At 40.3% G+C, this 21,020-nt stretch carries 21 protein-coding genes and 3 pseudogenes; 10 read left to right on the top strand and 14 right to left on the bottom strand.

The features are described from left to right. Nucleotide 1: 1 nt before the first annotated feature. Nucleotides 2–475, top strand: coding sequence for a type II secretion system protein GspM (gene gspM, locus ACZ1G6_RS00430; RefSeq protein ID WP_472617578.1), 474 nt, complete (start codon nucleotides 2–4; stop codon nucleotides 473–475). Nucleotides 476–479: 4 nt separating this feature from the next. After that, complete coding sequence (locus ACZ1G6_RS00425) at nucleotides 480–1,235, top strand: type II secretion system protein N (RefSeq protein WP_472617577.1); 756 nt, start codon at nucleotides 480–482, stop codon at nucleotides 1,233–1,235. 47 nt (nucleotides 1,236–1,282) lie between these two features. Here the strand turns inward: ACZ1G6_RS00425 and yjjX are convergent, their stop codons facing one another. Both yjjX and yrfG read right to left on the bottom strand, forming a co-directional pair. Further along, nucleotides 1,283–1,834: an inosine/xanthosine triphosphatase gene (gene yjjX, locus ACZ1G6_RS00420; RefSeq protein ID WP_472617576.1), complete on the bottom strand. Its 552-nt coding sequence runs from the start codon at nucleotides 1,832–1,834 to the stop codon at nucleotides 1,283–1,285. Nucleotides 1,835–1,861: 27 nt separating this feature from the next. Continuing rightward, on the bottom strand, nucleotides 1,862–2,539 hold the full coding sequence (yrfG, locus tag ACZ1G6_RS00415) for a GMP/IMP nucleotidase (protein ID WP_472617575.1): 678 nt from the start codon (nucleotides 2,537–2,539) through the stop codon (nucleotides 1,862–1,864). A gap of 53 nt (nucleotides 2,540–2,592) precedes the next feature. Between yrfG and nudE the strand changes: the two genes are divergently transcribed. The 4 genes and pseudogenes from nudE (at nucleotide 2,593) to ACZ1G6_RS00395 (ending at nucleotide 6,826) form a co-directional block, all read left to right on the top strand. Beyond that, nucleotides 2,593–3,153 carry an ADP compounds hydrolase NudE gene (gene nudE / locus ACZ1G6_RS00410; protein ID WP_472617574.1) on the top strand — a complete coding sequence of 187 codons (561 nt, stop codon included), beginning with the start codon at nucleotides 2,593–2,595 and terminating at the stop codon, nucleotides 3,151–3,153. A 1-nt stretch (nucleotide 3,154) separates the two neighbouring features. Then, nucleotides 3,155–3,976, top strand: a pseudogene (cysQ, locus tag ACZ1G6_RS00405) (3'(2'),5'-bisphosphate nucleotidase CysQ). A gap of 21 nt (nucleotides 3,977–3,997) precedes the next feature. Further along, nucleotides 3,998–4,591: a YceI family protein gene (locus tag ACZ1G6_RS00400; RefSeq protein ID WP_472617573.1), complete on the top strand. Its 594-nt coding sequence runs from the start codon at nucleotides 3,998–4,000 to the stop codon at nucleotides 4,589–4,591. A gap of 84 nt (nucleotides 4,592–4,675) precedes the next feature. After that, nucleotides 4,676–6,826, top strand: coding sequence for a prolyl oligopeptidase family serine peptidase (locus tag ACZ1G6_RS00395; protein ID WP_472617572.1), 2,151 nt, complete (start codon nucleotides 4,676–4,678; stop codon nucleotides 6,824–6,826). 67 nt (nucleotides 6,827–6,893) lie between these two features. Here the strand turns inward: ACZ1G6_RS00395 and ACZ1G6_RS00390 are convergent, their stop codons facing one another. The 5 genes and pseudogenes from ACZ1G6_RS00390 to ACZ1G6_RS00370 form a co-directional block, all read right to left on the bottom strand. After that, nucleotides 6,894–7,448, bottom strand: a complete 555-nt coding sequence (locus tag ACZ1G6_RS00390) for a hypothetical protein (protein ID WP_472617571.1) — start codon at nucleotides 7,446–7,448, stop codon at nucleotides 6,894–6,896. A 307-nt stretch (nucleotides 7,449–7,755) separates the two neighbouring features. Beyond that, nucleotides 7,756–7,962 (bottom strand): YheU family protein, encoded by a 207-nt coding sequence (locus ACZ1G6_RS00385; RefSeq protein ID WP_472617570.1) that lies wholly within the window; start codon nucleotides 7,960–7,962, stop codon nucleotides 7,756–7,758. Next, the gene (locus ACZ1G6_RS00380) at nucleotides 7,959–8,960 is read right to left on the bottom strand and encodes a hydrolase (protein WP_472617569.1); all 1,002 of its coding nucleotides are present in this window, start codon (nucleotides 8,958–8,960) and stop codon (nucleotides 7,959–7,961) included. The genes ACZ1G6_RS00385 and ACZ1G6_RS00380 overlap by 4 nt, the downstream gene beginning before the upstream one ends. After that, nucleotides 8,944–9,498, bottom strand: a complete 555-nt coding sequence (locus ACZ1G6_RS00375; protein WP_472617568.1) for a TIGR02444 family protein — start codon at nucleotides 9,496–9,498, stop codon at nucleotides 8,944–8,946. The genes ACZ1G6_RS00380 and ACZ1G6_RS00375 overlap by 17 nt, the downstream gene beginning before the upstream one ends. A 1-nt stretch (nucleotide 9,499) precedes the next feature. Beyond that, nucleotides 9,500–11,417 (bottom strand): annotated as a pseudogene (locus ACZ1G6_RS00370) (ATP-binding cassette domain-containing protein). A gap of 118 nt (nucleotides 11,418–11,535) precedes the next feature. Between ACZ1G6_RS00370 and ACZ1G6_RS00365 the strand changes: the two are divergent. Continuing rightward, nucleotides 11,536–11,742, top strand: coding sequence for a YheV family putative zinc ribbon protein (locus tag ACZ1G6_RS00365; RefSeq protein ID WP_472617567.1), 207 nt, complete (start codon nucleotides 11,536–11,538; stop codon nucleotides 11,740–11,742). Here the strand turns inward: ACZ1G6_RS00365 and ACZ1G6_RS00360 are convergent. From ACZ1G6_RS00360 to ACZ1G6_RS00345, 4 genes are all read right to left on the bottom strand, one after another. Then, nucleotides 11,729–12,679 (bottom strand): GGDEF domain-containing protein, encoded by a 951-nt coding sequence (locus ACZ1G6_RS00360; RefSeq protein WP_472617566.1) that lies wholly within the window; start codon nucleotides 12,677–12,679, stop codon nucleotides 11,729–11,731. The genes ACZ1G6_RS00365 and ACZ1G6_RS00360 overlap by 14 nt on opposite strands. 49 nt (nucleotides 12,680–12,728) lie before the next feature. After that, nucleotides 12,729–13,406, bottom strand: a complete 678-nt coding sequence (locus tag ACZ1G6_RS00355; RefSeq protein ID WP_472617565.1) for a 7TM diverse intracellular signaling domain-containing protein — start codon at nucleotides 13,404–13,406, stop codon at nucleotides 12,729–12,731. 227 nt (nucleotides 13,407–13,633) lie between these two features. Further along, nucleotides 13,634–13,879: a SlyX family protein gene (locus ACZ1G6_RS00350; RefSeq protein ID WP_472617564.1), complete on the bottom strand. Its 246-nt coding sequence runs from the start codon at nucleotides 13,877–13,879 to the stop codon at nucleotides 13,634–13,636. Next, complete coding sequence (locus ACZ1G6_RS00345) at nucleotides 13,869–14,984, bottom strand: WD40 repeat domain-containing protein (RefSeq protein ID WP_472617563.1); 1,116 nt, start codon at nucleotides 14,982–14,984, stop codon at nucleotides 13,869–13,871. Before ACZ1G6_RS00345 ends, ACZ1G6_RS00350 begins: the two co-directional genes overlap by 11 nt. A gap of 52 nt (nucleotides 14,985–15,036) precedes the next feature. Between ACZ1G6_RS00345 and fkpA the strand changes: the two genes are divergently transcribed. From fkpA to ACZ1G6_RS00330, 3 genes and pseudogenes are all read left to right on the top strand, one after another. Beyond that, a complete protein-coding gene (gene fkpA, locus ACZ1G6_RS00340; RefSeq protein WP_472617562.1) occupies nucleotides 15,037–15,804 on the top strand; it encodes an FKBP-type peptidyl-prolyl cis-trans isomerase in 768 nt (255 codons plus the stop codon). 68 nt (nucleotides 15,805–15,872) lie between these two features. Then, the gene (gene greB, locus ACZ1G6_RS00335; RefSeq protein ID WP_472617561.1) at nucleotides 15,873–16,349 is read left to right on the top strand and encodes a transcription elongation factor GreB; all 477 of its coding nucleotides are present in this window, start codon (nucleotides 15,873–15,875) and stop codon (nucleotides 16,347–16,349) included. A 29-nt stretch (nucleotides 16,350–16,378) separates the two neighbouring features. Continuing rightward, a pseudogene (locus ACZ1G6_RS00330) lies at nucleotides 16,379–18,728 on the top strand (Tex family protein). Nucleotides 18,729–18,763: 35 nt separating this feature from the next. Here the strand turns inward: ACZ1G6_RS00330 and ACZ1G6_RS00325 are convergent. The 3 genes from ACZ1G6_RS00325 to ACZ1G6_RS00315 are packed head-to-tail and all read right to left on the bottom strand — an operon-like array spanning nucleotide 18,764 to nucleotide 20,595. Then, nucleotides 18,764–19,294: a LytR/AlgR family response regulator transcription factor gene (locus ACZ1G6_RS00325; RefSeq protein WP_472617560.1), complete on the bottom strand. Its 531-nt coding sequence runs from the start codon at nucleotides 19,292–19,294 to the stop codon at nucleotides 18,764–18,766. After that, the gene (locus tag ACZ1G6_RS00320; RefSeq protein ID WP_472617559.1) at nucleotides 19,275–19,520 is read right to left on the bottom strand and encodes a LytR/AlgR family response regulator transcription factor; all 246 of its coding nucleotides are present in this window, start codon (nucleotides 19,518–19,520) and stop codon (nucleotides 19,275–19,277) included. The genes ACZ1G6_RS00325 and ACZ1G6_RS00320 overlap by 20 nt, the downstream gene beginning before the upstream one ends. Further along, on the bottom strand, nucleotides 19,513–20,595 hold the full coding sequence (locus tag ACZ1G6_RS00315; protein ID WP_472617558.1) for a sensor histidine kinase: 1,083 nt from the start codon (nucleotides 20,593–20,595) through the stop codon (nucleotides 19,513–19,515). Before ACZ1G6_RS00315 ends, ACZ1G6_RS00320 begins: the two co-directional genes overlap by 8 nt. Between the last annotated feature and the right edge of the window lie 425 nt (nucleotides 20,596–21,020).

The following is a 21,020-nucleotide window of genomic DNA, read 5'->3' as shown; positions in this document are numbered from 1 at the left end:
TATGAGTGCACTAAAAACTTGGTATAAAAGCCTAAGTGAAAGAGAACAGAAAATTGTCATGTTGGGCGGGATCGCGGCGATTATCGCCACGTTTTATTTTGCGATATGGTCACCGTTAAATACATCATTAGAAAATGCACAAACAAGCGTTGCTGCAGAAAAAGCAAATAAGCAGTGGTTACAAGAGCAAAGCGCCCGTGCGCAACTATTAAAGCAAAGCGCGTCTGCTCAACGTTTTACTGGCTCATTAACCCAAGTGGTCAATCAAACAACCCGTTCAGCAGGTATTGCCATTGCGCGCATGCAGCCACAGGGTAAAGAGCTTCAAGTTGCCATTGATGAAGTACAGTTTAATACTTTACTCACGTGGATAGACACACTTGAGCGCCGTGGAGTGATCATTTTGCAAACCGATTTTTCCAAAGCGGATGAACAAGGTTACGTGCGTGTTAGACGAATTCAGTTAGGAAAATAAAAACGTGAAAAAGCTGTATTGGGTATTATTTATCATCGCTGTTTATGTCTTCTTTTTGGTGAAATATTTGCCAGCCACCTTTGTTACTGAGTACCTTAACGCTAACACAAATAAAGCGATAAGCTTTTATTCTGTTCAAGGCAGTCTGTTTGATGGCCAAGCAGAAGCAATTGAGTTTCAAGGTATGCGAATCGATAATGTTAAGTGGCAATTATCCGCATGGTCTTTACTTGCTTTGCGGGCGAATCTAGATGTACAAGGCGGTAATATCAGAAACGCCGATAAAATATATCTTAAAGGTAATGTCAGCGCATCATTGCTCAATCCGATGAAAATTAAGGCGCAAGAAGCGCAAATATTTGTACCTACAAAGCCCGCTCTAGCGCGTGTCAAACTACCAGTATTTGTCACAGCCGATGGTCGTTTTAGAGCCGACATTGACCAATTTGAGTTTGACAAGGGCTGTCAGTCATTACAAGGCATAGGCTCATGGCTTAATGCTAGTGTGAATGTCCAAAACCAAAATATTCCTTTGGGTGCATTTCAAGCCAGCTTAAGCTGTAATACCCCTGAATTTGTTCTTAACATAGAGCCCGGCAATAGTCTTCAATTAGGAGCTACCGCGACCTTTTCAATTGATGGCAGTTATAAAGTCGACGGTCAGTTTCTACCATCCACAGAGCTACCGGCAACCATAAGAAACGCAACACAATTTTTTGAAGGACCTAACTCACAAGGGTTTTATATTATTGATTTGTGAGTTTGCGTCTGTTTGTAATGACGCAACGCCAAGGTTGCGATGTAGTGTTACGCGTTGGTATAAAGTTCAGGAAAAGCAAAAGGACTTAATGCTAAAATAGCGGCACTGGTATAAATACTTTTTCGGGTTTCTAAGCCCTTCGTTAGCTGACCAATTGCGCCCCCTTTTTGTTTAATATTATGGGTATTAAACAGCTCATCCATTGCATCGCCAAGCTCTTTGCCTTCTAGTAATTGCGTGTAAATACTTAAGGGCAAGGGTAAGGTGGCTGATTGTCCTAACAAAGTGCGCGGATGCGTTAAATCACCATTTGATATGCACACAACGGCAAATGTTTTAGGGCCATCTTCAAACACATCTACGCCGCCCTCAAAGGCAATGTAATAATCGGCGTCCTCGCTTTGCTTGGCATTTATAACGCGATTTTGCGCGCCTAAACGTGTTTCTTCTAAGCTCATGGGTTGATCGCTAACTTGAGAATCTGCGTTTAGCCCAATAGCGTCAACTGCGACGCCAAACACAGCCTCAAAAGCCGTCTTACCTGCCTCTATTTTAACTGGATTTTTTGAAGCAATAATTAATCGTAAGGCTGTAGTCATTTTTGTATTCCAAATGGTTTATTGTGTTTATGATGTATAATGTTCGATTGAATCAAGCAAGTCATGATAATTATTGGTACTAGGATGGCCAGTAATTTTAATATCTTCAAGTTGACTATCAGGATTGGTAATTCCTAAGGTGTATGCAATGCCAAACTCTTTTGCTGCATCTAAGATACGCTGGCCATCATCTACAAATAAGGTTTTGCTGGCGTCAAAACCCAAATGTGCCTGAAGCTTTTGCCACAAAGATTGGAACTCTTTGGTAACGCCAAATTGATGCGTAGAGATTAAGGTATCAATATGTTCGTCTAATTGCGTTTTTTCTACTTTTAATGATAAGGAGTCAGGGTGCGCGTTAGTGACTAAAACAACCTTTTTGCCTTTTGCTTTGAGGGCATCTAAAAAAGGAATAGTGTCGTGCCTCATACTGATAAGGTGTGTTATTTCACGCTTAGCTTGCATAATATCCAGATCAAGCTTTTCTTGCCAATAATCCAAACAATACCATTGAATCTGACCTTGTACATCTGCGCACATCTGCTGCATCTCTTTTTGGCATTGTTCAAAGGGTTTGCCACTTCGTTGTGACAGTTTTAAAGGGATATGATGCATCCAAAAATGCGTATCAAAATGCAAATCCAATAAAGTACCATCCATGTCCAACAAGACAGTTTCAATCTTATGCCACGGTAAGAGTGCCAAGGGGTTTTCCTTATGCTAAAGTTTAGGGTAATAGTGTATCGCGTGAAGTTGGCATGAGTAAAATAAACATAGAAAAAAAGTTGCCTCAAATACATGGGCGAGAAACCGTCGCTAAAAGTAAGTTTTTCAAAATAGAGCAAGTGGATCTTGAATTTGAAAATGGTGAAACTCGCGAATTTGAGCGAATGGCAGGCTCTGGTCGTGGTGCAGTTATGGTCATTCCTTTAATCGATGACGAACACTTTTTACTTATCCGAGAATATTCCGCCGGCACCCATAGCTACCAGTTAGGCTTTCCCAAAGGCTTAATTGATCCTGGTGAGACACCTGTAGAAGCGGGCAATCGCGAATTACAAGAAGAAGTCGGATATCAAGCAGCGCAGTTTAGCCCTTTAAAATCTCTTGCCATGGCTCCCACGTTTTTTGATGCACATATGCATGTGCTTATTGCACAAAATTTAAGTGAGTCACGACTAGAAGGCGATGAACCAGAACCCTTAGAAGTCATAAAATGGCCGATAACGGATATAAACAGCCTATTAGACAGGGACGATTTTTGTGAAGCACGCAGCGTGGCTGCTTTACTATTATTAATGAAATGGAGGAAAGCTTAGTATGATGTCAAAATCCATTAATGAGCTTTTAGAAATCGCCAAGGATGCTGCGGTTCAAGCAGGCGTTGAAGTACTAAGCATATATGACAAAGGCGATTTTGAGGAATATGAGAAAGACGACAATAGCCCAGTAACAAGCGCTGACTATCGTGCAAATGAGATAATTACTGAAGCATTAACACGTTTAACACCTAATATCCCCATTATGTCAGAGGAAACAGAAATTGCTCCTTTACAACAACGAGCCAATTGGACACGCTATTGGCTAATTGATCCGATTGATGGTACTCAGGAGTTTATTGCTCGTTCAGGTGATTTTGCCGTAAATATCGCATTAATTGAAAACAACCAGCCTGTAATTGGCGTAATTTATTGGCCTTGTGGTGAGTCATTGTATTTTGCCAGCAAAGACTAGGGCGCATATAAATTGTGTTCTCGCGAGACATTACCCATTCAGGTGAGAAAGTTTGCAGTACCAAGCGAAGATGTCATTATGATTGCTATCAGCCGCCGGCAATCCCGCGAACGCGTGTTTGATCGACTCACCGAAAAAAGACAGTACCAAACTTTGCCAACAGGCAGTTGTTCATTAAAAGCCTGTTTTATTGCTGAAGGCAAAGCGGATGTCTTTATGCGTTTAGGGGTGACAGGTGAATGGGACACTGGTGCGTCTCAATGCATCATTAATGAAGCGGGCGGGCAAATAAAAGCAGCTAATTTTGATCCCATTACGTACAACCAACGTGACATTGTAACTAACCCTGACTTTGTGGTCTTAGGTGATCAACGAGTCGATTGGGAAAGTATAATTCAGTATAAATAAATTCTATTTTTAAGGTTAGCTATGAAACTTCATCAATGTATTCAATCGCTTTTTGTTACGCTTTTAGTAAGTGCTTCACTTAGCACAAATGCTTTTGCAGATTTCACTTTAAATAACGATAACAGCACCGTTAATTTTATCTCGATTAAAAATGAACATATCGCAGAAATGCATACTTTTGACACAGTAATGGGAAGTCTTAGTGAAAAAGGCGCCCTTGAAATCAAAATTGATTTAAGTTCGGTAAATACACTTATTCCTATTCGTAATGAACGTATGCAAGCAATGTTGTTTAAGGTGTCTGATTTTGCAAGTGCTACATTCACCGCCACCTTGAACAAAGACCTAATGCAAATGAACAGCGGAGAGTCTTCAAATCAAGCGATTAGTGGTGTTTTGAGTATTAGCGGCAAGGATGTTGATACAACGTTTAATGTTAGCGTTAGCAAATTAGCAGATGGTAGCTATATGGCCACAACAAGCAAACCTACCATTGTGAGTACTACGGCCTTTGGGTTAGACGCGGGCGTTGCTGCCTTGCAAGAAGTAGCCATGCTAAATAGTATATCAAAAACCGTACCCTTAACGTTTTCTGTACATTTTGAAAAGCAATAGAGCGCTTGATACCTTTATTGCAAGCCCCTAAATCACAAGGGCCCCAATTAATAGCGCACGTATAATAATAAAAAGGAAAATTTAGTGAACAATAAACTCACCTTAATAGCATCATCACTACTACTTGTGACTGCATGTAGTCAACCAAGTGAAACCGTCGAGACACCACCAACTGACTCAGCAGACTCTCAAAGCTCTCTTGTCGTTGAGCCAGCACCTTTGTGGCTTGAAGAAGTTGAAGGAGAAAAGGCACTTGGTAAAGTAACTCAATGGAATGAACGAAGCCTTGCGCATTTAACATCCGATCCACGCTTTACTGAATTTCAAAACGAAGCGCTTGAAATCGTTAATGCGACTGACAAAATAGCTTATGGCTCATACCGAGGTGGCTTTGTTTATAATTTTTGGCGTGATGAAAAAAACGTAAGAGGCGTATTGCGACGCACCAGTCTTGAAAGTTACATTTCTGACGAAACACAATGGGAAACCCTTTTGGATGTTGATGCCTTAGCTGAACAAGAAGAAGCCAATTGGGTTTACAAAGGTAGTAATTGTTTAGAACCCGAGTATACACGATGCTTAGTTTCATTATCTGATGGCGGTAAAGACGCCGTTGAAATACGAGAGTGGGACCATAATCAAAAGGCGTTTGTAGAGAATGGCTTTTTGATTCCTGAAGCAAAAAGCAGGGTTTCATGGGTCGATGCTGACACCATCATCGTAGGTACCGATTTTGGCGAGGGTTCTCTTACAGATAGTGGTTACCCGCTAATTTCAAAATCTCTAAAGCGCGGCCAAAAACTTGAAGATGCAACACCATTATATTCTGGTGAAACATCTGATGTAGCGGCTGGGGCTTACAGTGTTAAGGTAGATGAAGACGACTATATCTTGCTTGGATACCGAGCAGAAACCTTCTATGAGACATCATATGATTGGTTAAAAAACGGCGAGGATAAGATCAAGTTACCCGTCCCTGCAAAAGCAAGTTTATTAGGTGTTTTTGACAAACAACTTATGATCAACTTGCAAGAAGACTGGGCAATTGGCGGTAAGATTTATCCTTCAGGTGCCCTAGTAGCGATGGATATAGACGCTTGGCGTCAAGATCAAACCAATGTAGCAGTGCAGTTAGTGTATGAACCAAACGAACGCTCAACAGTTCAATCAATGAGTATCACTAAAAGCAGAGTGTTGGTGACGGTACTTGAAAATGTCACTGGTAAAGTCTACGCCTTTCAAAAAGATGAAGATAATAACTGGATTTCAGAAGCGCTTAAGCTACCTCAAAATGGTACCTTATCTGTAAGCTCTGCAAACGACAATACCGATATGGTATTTATCAATCAACAGACATTCACAAGCCCTTCTGCTTTGCTACAAGTAGACGTTGTAGAAAATACTGTAAGAGTAGCTAAATCTTCTCCTGAGCGCTTTGATGCGAGTAATTTAGTTGTTGAACAGCTAATGGCAACATCTAAGGATGGTACGCAAGTACCTTACTTTGTTATCCGCAACAAAGACATCGCTTATGATGGTAACAATCCTACACTTCAATACGCCTATGGCGGCTTTCAGGTATCGTTAACGCCATCTTATTCGGGTACTCGTGGCAAACTTTGGCTAGAAAATGGCGGAGTCTACGTGCTTGCAAATATCCGTGGTGGCGGAGAGTTTGGTCCATCATGGCACCAAGCTGGTCTTAAAACTAATCGCCAAGTCATTTATGATGATATGGCGGCGGTCTCTGAAGATTTAATCGAACGTAAAATCACAAGTCCTCGGCGATTGGCAATAGCGGGTGGCTCTAATGGTGGATTGTTGACTGGTGTCATGTATATTCAACGTCCAGAATTGTACAATGCTGTGATTAGTTCTGTCCCTCTATTAGATATGCTTCGTTATCATAAACTATTAGCTGGCGCGAGTTGGGTTGGTGAATACGGCAGTCCCGATATCCCACAGGAGCGCGCATTTCTTGAGACTATTTCACCTGTGCACAACGTAGAAAAAGAGACCGAGTACCCTAACTTATTCTTAATTACATCAACAAAAGATGACCGAGTGCATCCTGCTCATGCTCGTAAAATGGCATATGTGCTTGAAGACCTAGGGCATGATTTCACTTATTATGAAAATATTGATGGTGGTCATTCAGCTGCGGCTAACTTAGCAGAATCCGCCAAACGTATTGCGCTTGAATATACATTTTTAGCTCAAGAGTTAATGGATTAGAAGTATAGTTTGTCAATCAAAAATGGCCCTATCTTGAAGGGCCATTTTTTTAATGCGATAAAAAGGACTAGCCTTTATATTCTAATGAAGAGTGGTGAAGCACAATTCTTAGCGCACCTGCATCATCTTTAACAAAACCCCATGTTTTATCAACTGATGTGACACTACCATCTGGCGCCGTAAAGTGGACTTTACCGATAGTCGATGCGCTGTCGCCAGCAATAAATACTGCATTGTTGTCAACTTTACAGTCTGTCCAACCCATTAAAGCAAAGCCTTTATCATTTGGAAAAGATTCATTGCCACCTACAAAATACGATAGCGCTCCTTCACTGGTAGGTCTAAATGTTTGTGGAACAACAGTCAAAGTTGGTTTAAACAGTACTCCACCCATTTGATAACCGTATGCAGCATCGATGATATCTTTTGCTAATTTCTCGGCAGCTGCTTGGCCCTTTTCTTCATTGGTTGCACTAATATTCAATAACGCAGCGCACCAACCGTTTTGAGCATCAAGTACTTCTTGTTCAGAAAGACCTTGATTGACCACTGTGACATTAGCAGACACACTAGCAGCCATAAATGTAAGAGCAGCCGTACCGATTAATTTACCTAACTTCATTCTTTTCACCTATCAAATTGTAAACACTAATTTAATTGATGCTCCGCTGTAGACTCCATGCGTAACATCCGTATTTACAGCATGATTCATATCACCTACTCTTCACATAAGGTTGAATTATACTGTATGGATATTGTTACAGTATAACATTCGATAAAGTTTACTGGCATTTATTCGTTTAAACTTGTGATATTCATCGGTTTTTACTTTTATGGCTTATTTGTTTGGCTCATTTACCGGGCTCATTTAACGGGCTCATTTAAAGAGCTCATTTAAAGGGCTTAGCAGCACCAAAAGTTTCGCGTGTTTAAGGAAGTTGTATAATGGTGACTGACTCGTGCTCTTGTGAATATTCAATCGCAGCAGTGCCTGCGTCTAACTGAGTCATTACCAGAGCGACTTTCTCTTCTAGGCTTAACTCCTGTTCGCCATAGTCAGTACCATCACGTAAGACAACACTTTCAATTAATGCATATAAGGCCTCTGTTGAGAGCTCTTTAAAAGGAACAATCATAAGTACTCCTTAATAAAGTGAACAATTCGATTGGGTAGCCATAGTTTATTTGGTCCCGTCAAACTGCTAAGAAAACCAACATGTCCACCATAATCACTTAACTCATAAGCAATACACTGATTAATTTGAGCAGCAGTAGGTATCACACGTTCATCCATAAAAGGATCATCTTTTGCGTGTAAGATTAAGCTTGGAATGGTTATTTTATATAAGTCATGAAGTGCACTGGCTCGCTGATAATAATCATCAGCATCACGATAGCCATGCAAGACCGATGTTATATGCTCGTCGAATTCTCTAAATGTTGTCATTTGACTAATTGCTTGAGCATCAACCTTAAGATGCGCTTGCATATCGACTTTTTGCATTTTATTGAGCAAATTCCGTTTCATGCTTTTCATCAGATGACGCTGATAAACCTGTGCAAAACCTTGATTAATCGATACTGATGAGGCTGCTAAATCAATAGGCGCTGATACACAAACGCATGCTGTAAAAGGCATTTGTGGATAATTAGCAATAAGCTTCATCAACATGTTACCACCAAGAGAAAAGCCTAGACCAAATAAAGGTAGACTAGGATATCGCTCATGCACAATGGGAATAAAAAACAAGGGGTCAAATACTGCGCCTGAATGATAAGCGATTGGCTGCACATTAGGTTCGCCGCTACATCCTCTAAAATGCATAACGACTAAGCCTATATTGTTAGCATGTAAGGTATTAGCGCAATGCAAGACGTAATGGGATTGGTCAGAACCTTCTAAACCGTGAAAAACGATGGCCAGTGCCTTAGGTGATTTGGGCATGTACCACGATACATCAATAAAGTCGTCATCAGGTGTTTTTAAGCGTTCTTTTATGTATTGTATCTTAGGTTTTTGAACAGCATATTTAGGTAATATGGTTTGTAAATGCCGGTTTCTTATTGTTTGTGTAGGGGCAAACGACGATACCGTAATATCACCGAAAGTACTTGGTTTAAGCTCCACTGTCATATTCGTCCTTTAGCATCGTTGCCACAGATTCAGACAAATGCACCAAATGACGTATAGCATCCTCTTTGTTTTGTAGTTTTATCTGCGTTGGGTTTGTTCTTATATTCACAAGCGCCTTAAGTAATAAAATGCTTTGCGCTTCTGGCAACGACTCAGTATTTTTTTTGACTTGATCGGCACGCAAATGATAGGCACTTACAATACTCATTTGTTGTTTTTCTTCAAGTAGAAGCTCTTGTTTTAATAAGGCTTTGTATTCATCAATTTTGCGTGGATGTTGTTGTTTAAATTTACTGCGCTTATCCCTGAATCTCTTGAGTGTACTGTCAGATTGTTGGATTTCACCAACGATATCAAACATCGTCTGTTTGTCTAGCGCCAAAGTTTGATGCGTACAAAACAATACAAACAGCGCAATATTGACATTAACATCAAAGTTGTCTTGCAAGGCTAATAATGCTTTTTGATTACCCGGCTTTTGATAAAAGTTTAATGAAAAGGCCCAAAATGCTTGTTTTAAAGAAAGAACATCTTGCATCTTATACCTGCGTGCTTTGATTAAACGAATCCGTTGCGTTTTCAAGTTGCTCTTGGGCATCTAGCCACAACATTTCATTTTCTTCTAAATCATTCTTTGATTGGGTTTGTTGTTCGATAAGCGCATGTAATTTACCCTTATTCTCATCGCTATACAAAGCGGTATCAGACATTTGCTCTTCGATTGTTTGTAAGCTTTGTTCTAGCTCTGCCATTTTCTTTTCACATTGAGCAATGGTTTGACGATAAGCTTTGGTAGATTGCCTAAACTCAGCTTCAAGTCTTTTAATCGTTTTTCTATCCAGACTCGGCGATGAATGCTCAGAACTTGATGTTTTCTGAGCGCTCACATTAGTACTAAATAACCACTTTTGATAATCAATCAAATCACCTCTGAAACGATTCACCTCACCAGCATCTACTAAGTAAAAATCGTCACACACTGATGACAACAAATAGCGGTCGTGCGATACAATTACCATTGCGCCATCAAACGATTGTAAAGCATAGGCTAAAGCTTCACGCATGTTCATATCCAAGTGGTTAGTCGGCTCATCAAGTAGCAATAAATTAGGTTTAGTATATACAATCAAAGCAAGGACTAGGCGGGCTTTTTCACCACCTGACATTGGCTCAACTTTCTTTAATGCTTCATCACCATGAAAACCAAAGCCACCTAAATAATCACGAATTTGTTGATCGCTCAGTTTATTGTCTAATCGCAGTAAATGTTCAAAGGCAGAGCTTTCTAGATGTAAAGCTTGGACTTGATGTTGTGCAAAATATCCAATCGTCAAACCTGCAGATGTTGTGTAATTACCCGAAATTGGCGCTAATTCGCCTGCCAGTAACTTAATTAAAGTAGACTTACCCGCCCCATTGCGACCTAGCAAACCAATTCTGCTACCTGAGTACTAAATTAAGTTGGATATCAGACAATATAACTTGCCCATCGTAACCAATTTTTATCTCTTCCATATTGATAAGCGGGTTAGGGAGCTTGTCAGCTTGTCTAAATTCAAACGAAAACTCATTTGCCTGTTGAATAGGCAAAAGCTCTTCCATCTTTTCTAGCTGTTTGACGCGGCTTTGCGCTTGCTTAGCTTTGCTTGCTTTTGCTTTAAATCGAGTGATAAAAGCGTTTAGATGTTGTCGTTTTGATTGCTGCTTTTCATACATCTTTTGAGCAAGTACAAGCTTTTGAGCACGTTGTTTTTGATAACTTGAATAGTTACCTGTGTACACCTCAAGCGACTTATGCTCAAAACTGATAATGATGCTTGCACAAGCGTCGATAAAGGCTTGATCGTGCGATATCAGTAAAAGTGTACCTTTATATTGCTGTAAAAAATCTTGCAGCCAAATAACGGCATCTAAATCTAAATGGTTCGTCGGCTCATCTAATAGCAATAAATCAGAAGGACATAACAATGCTCGCGCTAAATTTAAACGCATTTGCCAGCCACCCGAGAAATTATCAAGCGTGCGATGCAAGTCGTCTTCACTGAAACCCAAGCCAGCCAATATCGTCGCCGCTCTAGACTTAACATCATATGCGCCAGCGTGGGCAAGTTGTTCATGTAAGTCGGCAATTTTTTCACCTTCGTTAGCCGACTCTGCAATTAATAAAGCCTGTTCAAGAGCACGCAAGTGTGTATCGCCGTCAATCACGTAGTCTAAACATGTGCGCGAAGTATCATCAATATATTGCGCAACCGCAACAATCTGCCAATGTTTTGCAACCGTGCACTCGCCTGCATCGGCACTAATATCATTTAATAGTAAAGAAAATAAAGTAGACTTACCGCAACCATTGGGGCCGATAATGGCGGCTTTTTGCTGTGGATAAATTTCTAAACTAGCATCTTCAATTAGAGGTTTAACGCCTCTTTGCAATCCAAGATTTTGTAGCTTTATCATAAAAGAGCTCTGTATTGTGACCTGTACATACGTAAATAGGATGAAACGCATTAATGGTGATCATTGTATCCTTGCCTCGGGTATAATACGACTAAGACACACAAATTAATCGACAAAGATGACCAATAAAGCTAAAAAACGATTTATCGCTGGGGCAACTTGCCCATCGTGCAAAAGCCTGGATACCTTAATGCTGTATTTTGAGAACAATGTTGAAAAGCTAGCCTGCGTTAATTGCAACTACAAAGAAACACAAACAACTGCTGAGGTAACGCAGGCAAGTAAAACAGATAGTGGTGTCATTGGTGTGTTTAAGCCTGATTAAATGATGTTTGATACTCAATCACCAAATTTCGACCACTTTGCTTACCCTGATATAGAGCCTGATCTGCTTGTTTAAATGCATCGGTAATAGTATTTATATCATCACATACCACCCAACCAATGCATACCCCTAGCTTAAGTGCCAAACACTCTTTTATGCTTGTTGTATTGATGTGCGCATGCAAGGCCTTGAGCATATCTTCGAAAGTTTGTTTGTCGGTATGCCTTGCCACAATTGAAAACTCCTCACCACCATAGCGACCAATCATCGTATCTTTATCACCAAATGGACCAAACAATTCACCCACTTTACTTAGCACAATATCACCGATGTCGTGGCCATATCTATCATTGATGCGTTTGAAATGGTCTAAATCAATCATAGCAATATATATGGGCAAATCAGCGTCTTGTAAGCTGTCTACAAAAATGTCAATACTACGGCGATTGGGGAGTTTGGTTAAGCTATCAATATGAGCGATATCTTTGAGGCGCTGGTTGCTTTGTTCAAGAGCTTGAGTGCGTTCAATCACTAAGCTCTCAAGTTGTTCAGCTTGGCGGGTTTTCATTTCGCTTAGTTGTTTTTGATTGTTTCTGTCTTCTCGCAAGACTTTTATCAAATATGAACAGGTAACCGAAATTAACAAAAAGCTAGTCGCTGCTAGCCCCCATAAAATGGCGGCTTTAGGATCAAGCCCTAAATCAACACCTGTCACGAACATTGCCACAAGCAAACCGCTTAAGATAGAAGGCAGCATAGAAATCGCAAATAGTTTTGCTTTTTTTGAGCCCGCTTTTATGTTTAGTGCTACCACGATAATTAATGCAGGGAAAAAAGCGAAAAACCAATACAATGGATAGTCGATGGATGCTTCAAAGCCTTCAAAGACCCGTAGTAAAATTCCGCCTATCGGCAAAGCCATTAGATAAGCAAGCATGACCCTTTTCCCTATCATGGGTACTTTGTGATCAATTAAAAAAGCAATACTAGTCCAAGGCAGTTGATGCCATCAAAGCATAAACAGTAGTGACATAGGTAACATCATTTAGACTTGGATACGAGGGCCAAATTACTTCAAATCCATAGCCGTAAATTCTAAAAAGCCATGCGATGACAGTGAAAACAAAACAAGCAAAACTTAAAAATACAGTCTGCTTGGTTGTCAAAAATACCATAATGGCGATGATCACTAATAGCGACATCGCGCCAAAAAAGGTCATATCAAGTTGCAACTCTTTTCTGTACTGCTCACTTATCAGTTGCGGCGTGCCAAGTGCAAAACTATAACGCAATATCTCGCCTTGCATATAGCCAGACACTTGTAAGTCTTCGTCCGATTTTAATATCATCGGGAAATGATAGTTTGGTGCTTTTATTGGGCGGGAACTAAAAGGCATCTCATCCCCAGTTAACCATGCTTGATCGCCATCACTCACCATAATCGTTGAGAAAGCCGGAAAATTAACAGAAAACCAAATGGGCTTATCAAATCGGGATGCATTACGAATAGTTAACCTGAAGTGCAGATATTGTTGCGATGAAAATGAATTACTTTCGATGGGCTCAGATTGCCATTTTTCATTGCCTGTTAGTGATGGAGTGCTACTAAGTGCGTACTCTACATATTCATCAAGTACTAGTATTTTGCCGGTATTGTCAAACACTGCCGTCTTATTTGCAAAGCAATATGCTGATGCAAGTATCAGGACGCTACTAATGAGTACTTTTAAAAGGGTATGCAAGTGCATTCAAACTGGTGTTAACAAAGGATATCTTGTTATCTGAAAATGATGATATTACTTTAAAGTATTTACAAAATACTCAAGGTTTAAAAAGCTCCCTAGATTAGGATGCTTAACCCCAAGAAAAATCGAGGTATTTACACAAAGACTTAATAATGAGGAGGCAGCTCAACTTGGTCGTTTGTGGGTAACTCAGAGGTATTGATTGTCTTGATTTTGTCAACAACCTTTTCCAGCATATAGCTTTGCTTATCTAGAGATTGTTGTAACACAACAACTTGCTCATTAAGAGCCTCTATCGTGTCTTCCTGATAGGCTAATTTTACCTCTAATGATTCTTGCTGTTTTTCAAGGTCGCTTATCTTTGCTTGAAGGTCTTGCGGTTTATTGTTCATTTTTATCCTGTTCTATACTGATTGAATCAAGGCCCCATCGCTCAAAATTACCGCTGCTAGCAACTGACACCGGGCGTCCATCGGAAAAATCCACTGCGTAGACAACTGCAGATTGCGGAGCTGGTCCATTGCTAGGTGCCACACGCCACTGATTGACTAACTTCCCGCTGGCTGCGTCCCACAAAGCAAGCCGCTTTGCTGGAGACCCAGTCAGTAAATACTTACTATCTTTTGAAAACCTTGCGCTTGTAAAAATAAGTTGTCGTTCTATAAAGTCTAAGCGCGAAACTGCTTGCCCTGTTTGTGCATCCCAAACTTGCGCTTTATTTTGACTATCTGATGTAAATAAGTACTTTCCTTGTTGATCAATAGTAACATGACTTACCCGATGAGGATGATCAAACACATGGATAATTTGCCCATCACGTGTGTCCCATAAGTAAGCTTTATAATCGTTAGAGCCACTTAAGGCATAAAATCCATTGGCAGACAAATCAACACTATTGATTTTTTCCTCGTGCGCAATAAATTCAAGACGTCTTTGTGTCTGCGGTTCAAAAAACATGACTTGTCCATTAGCTTTGGCAATAAGCGCGGCTCTTCCACCATTGGCAACAGCAATGTCCCGAATAGTCGTCGCTTGTTCTGGAGCATCGTCTTGCGCATTAATTCGCCAAAAGCCTGTCGGCTCGCCACTCGCAATATCCCAAATAGCAAATGCTTCACTATCTGATGTGATAACAAATTGGCCGTCTTTAGAAAATTTTACATTGTCGACTAAATTTAAGCCTTTCTGCTGATGCCGCCAAGAAAATAACTGCTCTTGTTGAGTCAAATCAAACACTATGATTTCACCATTTACCTGTGAATACACAACTAAATTTGACGCCATATGTATATCCGCTGCATATACACCATCTTGTGATAAGTTCACTTTATCAATAGGCGTGGAGCTTGGCACTGAACAAGCGGCCAGAAATAACGCAAATATGGCAATAATTGAAAAAAATATGGCTCTATTGTTTATCAAGGGTTTCACTTTGTTGGTAACCGCATTAACATGTATCACAGTATAATCCATGATTTGTAAAACACTATCAATCATCAAACTAAGCTAACCCAAACATATTTACTATATGTTGAAGGAGAATAAAAAAATGAAAAAGGCATCAATTGCCCTATTAGTAGGCGCTACACTGACTATTGCTGCATGTTCTGGCGACAAAAAAGAACAAGCCGATGCACCTGCAGCAAGCGCTGAGGAAACTACACAAACATTAACAACATTTGAAAGCCAAGCCGAGCAACATTCTTATGCGCTAGGCGCAAGCATGGGTTTGTTCGCCAAAAACCGTCTAGATCAACAAAAATCGTTAGACCTTGAAGTAGACGAAACTGCGCTTAAAGCAGGTTTTAGTGATGCCATGGCAGATAAGCTTCAATTTACTGAAGCTGAAATTCAAGGCTTTGCTCAAGCATCTGATATGGCGTTACAAGAAGCACAACAGGCTCAAGCAATTGCTCAGTCTGCTGAAGTAAAAGCGCAAGGAGAAGCATTCTTGGCTGAAAATGCAAACAAAGAAGGCGTGGTAGTAACCGAGTCTGGTTTGCAATATGAAGTCATAAGTGAAGGTGAAGGCGTTAGCCCTGTTGCTGAAGACACTGTTACTGTTCACTATAAAGGTACTTTGATTAATGGTGAAGAATTTGACTCATCATATGGTCGTGGTGAGCCAACTAGCTTCCCATTAAACCGCGTGATTTCAGGTTGGACCGAAGGCTTACAACTAATGAAAGTTGGTTCAAAGTATCGTTTCTATATCCCAAGCGAGCTAGCTTATGGCGAACGTTCAGCAGGTAGCATTCCGCCAAATTCTACATTAATATTTGATGTTGAATTACTGGATGTTGTTGCAGCACAATAAGTCAATTTATCAATATGAAGCTGCCTTTTCAGGCAGCTTCTTTTGTTTTACAAGGTCCTATTTGAGCATTGAGAACACCCTTATTAACCTCTAAAGGCTACGCCGCACTTAAAAAAGAATTAGATTTTTTATGGCGAGAAGAACGCCCCGATATCACCAAAAAAGTGACTTGGGCGGCGGGACTTGGCGATCGTAGTGAAAACGCTGATTATCAATACAACAAGAAACGCTTGCGCGAAATTGACCGCCGAGTACGTTACCTAAAAAAATGTCTAGAAAACTGTCAAGTTGTTCACTATTCTGCGCAACAAGAAGGCAAAGTATTTTTTGGCGCTTTTGTGAGTATAGAAAGTGAAGAAGGCGAACAAAAATGCTTTCAAATTGTCGGTTATGACGAGATATTCTCCCGTAAAGACGCCATTTCAATTGACTCACCAATGGCGCGCGCGCTAATAAAAAAAGAAGTAGGTGACGTCGCAAGCGTTAATACCCCAAAGGGTATTGCAGAATGGGAAATCATCGAGATACGTTATGAAAAATATTAACCCAGCCAAACTATGCTAGGAATCAAATCATGATCATTAATCAGATCGCAAAAGAACTTAACGCACAAGTAGCTCAAGTCGATGCCGCTGTTAAGCTATTAGACGAGGGAGCAACTGTTCCTTTTATCGCTCGATATCGAAAAGAAGTAACACAAGGCTTAGATGACACCCAGCTTAGATTACTTGCACAGCGCTTAGGCTATCTCAGAGAGCTTGAAGACAGACGCAAGGTCATATTAAAGTCGATTGCTGAACAAGACAAACTCACTCCAGAGTTAAAGCAACAAATTGTTGGTGTTGATAATAAAACTGAACTTGAAGATTTATATTTACCATTTAAGCCAAGAAGACGAACAAAAGGCCAAATAGCAATTGAGAACGGGCTCGGTCCACTAGCACAAACGCTGTTAAGTGATTCACAGGCAGATCCACAAGACATAGCAAATCAATTTATTGATGTAAGCAAAGGGATAGAAGATCAAAAGTCTGCCCTTGATGGTGCTCGCTTTATTTTAATGGAAGAGTTTGCTGAAAATGCAAAGGTGCTCCAAGCAGTGCGCCAATATCTGATGTCACATGCTCATATCGTCAGCGAAGTGATAAAGGGCATGGAAAGTACAGGTGAGAAATTTAAAGACTATTTTGATTATTCTGAAAAACTATCAAGTGTACCATCTCATCGGGCACTGGCTGTTTTCAGAGGACGAAATGAAGGCGTATTACACGTTAAATTAGAAGCAAACGCCGCTCAACCAGATGCCTCTTCGCAGGTATGTGAACAAATTATAAAAGATGCGCTTGGTTCTAACACTTTTGCAGATAGCACTAGCAATCGTAATAGACTTACCTTGGTTAAATTCGGTGGTTCAATGGACATGGCGCGTTAAAATCAGCCAATATATGGAAACTGAATTGTTTGCCAAATTACGCCAGCGCGCTGAAACTGAAGCGATTGATGTATTTGCCAAAAACCTCAAAGACTTATTAATGGCCGCACCTGCTGGTCCAAAAGTAACAATGGGGCTAGATCCTGGTCTTAGAACCGGTGTTAAAACAGTGGTGCTAGACCCAACGGGCAAAGTATTAGCCACTACAACAATATTTCCTCATCAACCTCAAAATCAGTGGGATAAATCGTCGCGCACTTTGATTAACCTGTGTCAACAACATAAAGTTGAATTAATTGCCATTGGTAATGGAACAGGGTCTCGAGAGACCGATAAACTTGTCGGCGAAATAATAAAGGCAAACAAAGGCCTAGGACTAGAAAAGCTTGTTGTAAGCGAAGCTGGAGCAAGTGTATATTCAGCCTCTGAGCTAGCCAGTGATGAATTACCTGATATGGATGTTTCTTTACGAGGTGCAGTTTCAATTGCGCGACGCCTGCAAGACCCGCTAGCAGAGCTTGTAAAAATAGAGCCCAAAGCCATTGGCGTGGGCCAATACCAGCATGACGTTAATCAAAGCCAACTTGCCACTTCACTAGATACCGTTATTGAAGATTGTGTGAATGCAGTAGGCGTTGATCTCAACACTGCTTCTCCTGCGCTTTTGTCCCATGTGTCTGGACTAAATAAAACCTTGGCTAATAATATTGTGATGCTACGTAATCAACAAGGTGCATTTGCCAATAGAAAAGCCTTAAAGTCAGTAGAACGCTTAGGGCCCAAAGCCTTCGAACAGGCGGCTGGTTTTTTGCGAGTAATGAATGGTGATAATCCACTTGATCGCTCTTGCGTTCACCCAGAAGCCTATGAAGTTGTTACCAATATTGTTAAAAATACTGGTATTGCTGTAAATGACCTAATGGGTGATAAAAGCACACTTAGCACCATAAAGCCTCAAGAATATGTCAGCGAAGCCTTTGGTTTACCGACCGTAAACGACATATTGAAAGAGCTTGAAAAGCCTGGCCGTGATCCAAGGCCAGAGTTTAAAACAGCGAAATTTAATGATGCCGTAGAAACCATGAACGATCTTGAAGTCGGTATGGTTTTAGAAGGTGTGGTCAGTAATGTTGCCAATTTTGGAGCCTTTATCGATATCGGTGTCCATCAAGATGGTTTGGTGCATATATCAGCCATTACAAACAAATTCATCAAAGACCCTCGTGAGATAGTCAAAACAGGTGATATTGTAAAGGTCCGAGTGACACAGGTTGATGTTCAGCGCAAACGAATATCACTTAGCATGCGCTTAGATGACGATGTTCAATCCGCACCAACTCAAGCGCACTCAAAACCTACTAAGGCTGGCAAGCCCGCAAGCAACAGATCCGACAGAGCCCCAAAAACTAGTCGTTCCCATCAAAATTCAGCTCCTGCAAATGGAATGATGGGTAATGCGTTTGCAGAAGCGTTTGCAAAAGCTAAAAAGTAATCTGCTCTGGATAAGTGTTACTCACTAGCCCTGTACTAGTGAGTGATTTCTTCAAGTTTAAGCTTATTCCTGCGAGACAAGGTTAAAGTCTCACCAGTGGCCAAAATAACGGTATAGTCACCTTTATCATTTGGTCGTAATTCAACAATAAGTTTACGTCTAACAATAGACGAACGATGAATCCTCACGTAAATATCGGGATCTAATTGCTTTTCTAACTCACATAGTGTTTCTAGGTGTAACACGGTTTTATTGTCATCTAGGTGCAATTCGACATAATTGCCTGCACCAGTGATGAAGTTGACATTCTCAATATCAATCAGCCTTATACGGCCTGGATCTCTTATCACAAGTCGTTCTTTATAATCGGTCTTAGGTTTTTCACTAAGCTGTTGAAAAGCTTCGTGCATTTCAGAGTAGTGACGAAAACCACGTTCATGAAATCGTTGGCTAGCTCTTTCAAACGCCTCGATAAACCTGTCATCTTCATAGGGTTTTAGCACATAATCTACTGCACTTAACTCAAAAGCTTCAATCGCATAATTATTATAAGCTGTCACAAACATAACAATGCATTGCGAAGGCAAATGCTTTGCTAACTCTAATCCCGACTGACCTAGGCATTTCTACATCCAATATCACAATATCAGGTTGCTTTTGCGTAGCTAGTGAAAGTGCTTCGGTACCATTACTCGCTTCATATACATTGGCCACTGAACCAATATTACTTAACAGAAGTTTTAGCGTTTCTCTGGCGAGTGCTTCATCATCTGCTATTAATACATTAAGCATCCTTTGCTCCTATAGGTATTGTCAAAACGGTTTGAAATAAACCTCCATTTAAAGGGGTCAGTTCGAATAAAAAGTGTTTATACAATCGCGTTAATCGCTCTCGTGTATTTGAAACACCGATACCAAACCCATTGTGTTCATCACATGCCGCAACTTTATTGATCATTAAAAATGTTAGTTCGTGTTCGTCTCGCGTAATTTTTAAGCTAATTGGATTTTGGTCTGATTCTAATTGTGAGCCATGTTGCACTGCATTTTCAACTAAAGGTTGTAACAACATGTTAGGGATTTCAATATCCATGCATGCAGGCTCCACATCAATTTGAGCTTTGATTTTGTCAGCAAATCTAATTTTCTGGATACATAAGTAACTATTAATAAATGATATTTCGTCCTTCAAACGTATATCAGTATGGTTCTTGCTCTCAAGAATTTGACGCAACATTAAACTCAATTCCGACAAGGCCGAAATGGCATCTTTTTCACGCTTTAAGCGCACTAAACTGGCAATAGTATTTAGTGAGTTGAATAAAAAATGAGGATTAAGCTGCGAGCGTAATGACTTTAATTGCTCTTGTGCCAGCAAGGCTTGTAGTTTTTTGATTTCAAGCTTTTCATGCATATTCGCATGATAAAGACTCGCACCTAAAGCAACTGCTAACACCCCTGCATATATTGCAATATCCAATTGCGCACTACCAGAGACAATTCGAATTAACCTAGCAATGTAATCACTTAGTGCCTCTGCACGCAAAATGATGTGAAAGAAGGTACATATCATCCAATATATTGCCAATAGCAAACAAGCGGACAACAAATGTAATAGTATTTTTTGTTTCACACTAAGCTTTAAGAAATTAGAAACATCGACAAGTTTAAAAACGCAGGCACTAACTCCTATCCATGTCAAAAACCAAGGGCTCAACAGCACCCACGTATACAGCCACGAACGCTCTTGTTCGGTGCCTAAATCTGCTCCAACTTGGATATGTGTAAATATGCCCAGCACCGCTATCCAAAAGCAGCTATTGATGACCCAAAAATAACGCGTCAATAGTGTGTCTGTATCCTTCATGATGACCCCGTTCACATCCTGTTTTGTTCAAAAAACCATACAGCCTTTTCAACACAGTAATCTATTTATGCTTTAAATTCCAACTCATCACACCGAATAGACAATTTGTACCAATACAAGTGAGCCCTTGTAAGACCGGCCATAAGACATACCCTAAGCTTCTGTAATAAATACAATTAATTCATGTAATTACCTTACTTTATATAGTTTGATTCTAAATTAGCCCTTATCATTTTGATGGTAATTGCTGTTAAGTTCCCCCCGTTTGTCCCTTCATCAATACCAGTTATCACATCAATGCCTCGCTTCGTGTATCCGCACTAGTGCATGTACTACTTTTTAGCCTAGTTTAATGAAGGACATCAATTTTGTCCGCATTCAACCACACAGTTTCTCACACCACGCACTGATGCTTATCGTGAGAA

The organism is Glaciecola sp. HA4-3, assembly GCF_055693685.1.
The sequence above is the reverse complement of the archived record's forward strand: the minus strand, read 5'-3'. Positions and strand labels throughout refer to the sequence as shown.

Excerpts from the sequence above, each read along its gene's own strand:
- gspM (WP_472617578.1), top strand. The coding sequence starts at position 2 with ATGAGTGCACTAAAAACTTGGTATAAAAGCCTAAGTGAAAGAGAACAG.
- ACZ1G6_RS00380 (WP_472617569.1), bottom strand. The coding sequence starts at position 8,960 with ATGACAGTGGAGCTTAAACCAAGTACTTTCGGTGATATTACGGTATCG.
- ACZ1G6_RS00320 (WP_472617559.1), bottom strand. The coding sequence starts at position 19,520 with ATGCTTAATGTATTAATAGCAGATGATGAAGCACTCGCCAGAGAAACG.
- ACZ1G6_RS00390 (WP_472617571.1), bottom strand. The coding sequence starts at position 7,448 with ATGAAGTTAGGTAAATTAATCGGTACGGCTGCTCTTACATTTATGGCT.
- ACZ1G6_RS00315 (WP_472617558.1), bottom strand. The coding sequence starts at position 20,595 with ATGAAGGATACAGACACACTATTGACGCGTTATTTTTGGGTCATCAAT.
- nudE (WP_472617574.1), top strand. The coding sequence starts at position 2,593 with ATGAGTAAAATAAACATAGAAAAAAAGTTGCCTCAAATACATGGGCGA.
- ACZ1G6_RS00325 (WP_472617560.1), bottom strand. The coding sequence starts at position 19,294 with ATGTTTGTGACAGCTTATAATAATTATGCGATTGAAGCTTTTGAGTTA.
- fkpA (WP_472617562.1), top strand. The coding sequence starts at position 15,037 with ATGAAAAAGGCATCAATTGCCCTATTAGTAGGCGCTACACTGACTATT.
- ACZ1G6_RS00400 (WP_472617573.1), top strand. The coding sequence starts at position 3,998 with ATGAAACTTCATCAATGTATTCAATCGCTTTTTGTTACGCTTTTAGTA.
- ACZ1G6_RS00385 (WP_472617570.1), bottom strand. The coding sequence starts at position 7,962 with ATGATTGTTCCTTTTAAAGAGCTCTCAACAGAGGCCTTATATGCATTA.
- ACZ1G6_RS00375 (WP_472617568.1), bottom strand. The coding sequence starts at position 9,498 with ATGCAAGATGTTCTTTCTTTAAAACAAGCATTTTGGGCCTTTTCATTA.
- yjjX (WP_472617576.1), bottom strand. The coding sequence starts at position 1,834 with ATGACTACAGCCTTACGATTAATTATTGCTTCAAAAAATCCAGTTAAA.
- ACZ1G6_RS00360 (WP_472617566.1), bottom strand. The coding sequence starts at position 12,679 with ATGCTTGCTTATCTAATGGCTTTGCCGATAGGCGGAATTTTACTACGG.
- ACZ1G6_RS00345 (WP_472617563.1), bottom strand. The coding sequence starts at position 14,984 with ATGATTGATAGTGTTTTACAAATCATGGATTATACTGTGATACATGTT.
- ACZ1G6_RS00365 (WP_472617567.1), top strand. The coding sequence starts at position 11,536 with ATGACCAATAAAGCTAAAAAACGATTTATCGCTGGGGCAACTTGCCCA.
- ACZ1G6_RS00350 (WP_472617564.1), bottom strand. The coding sequence starts at position 13,879 with ATGAACAATAAACCGCAAGACCTTCAAGCAAAGATAAGCGACCTTGAA.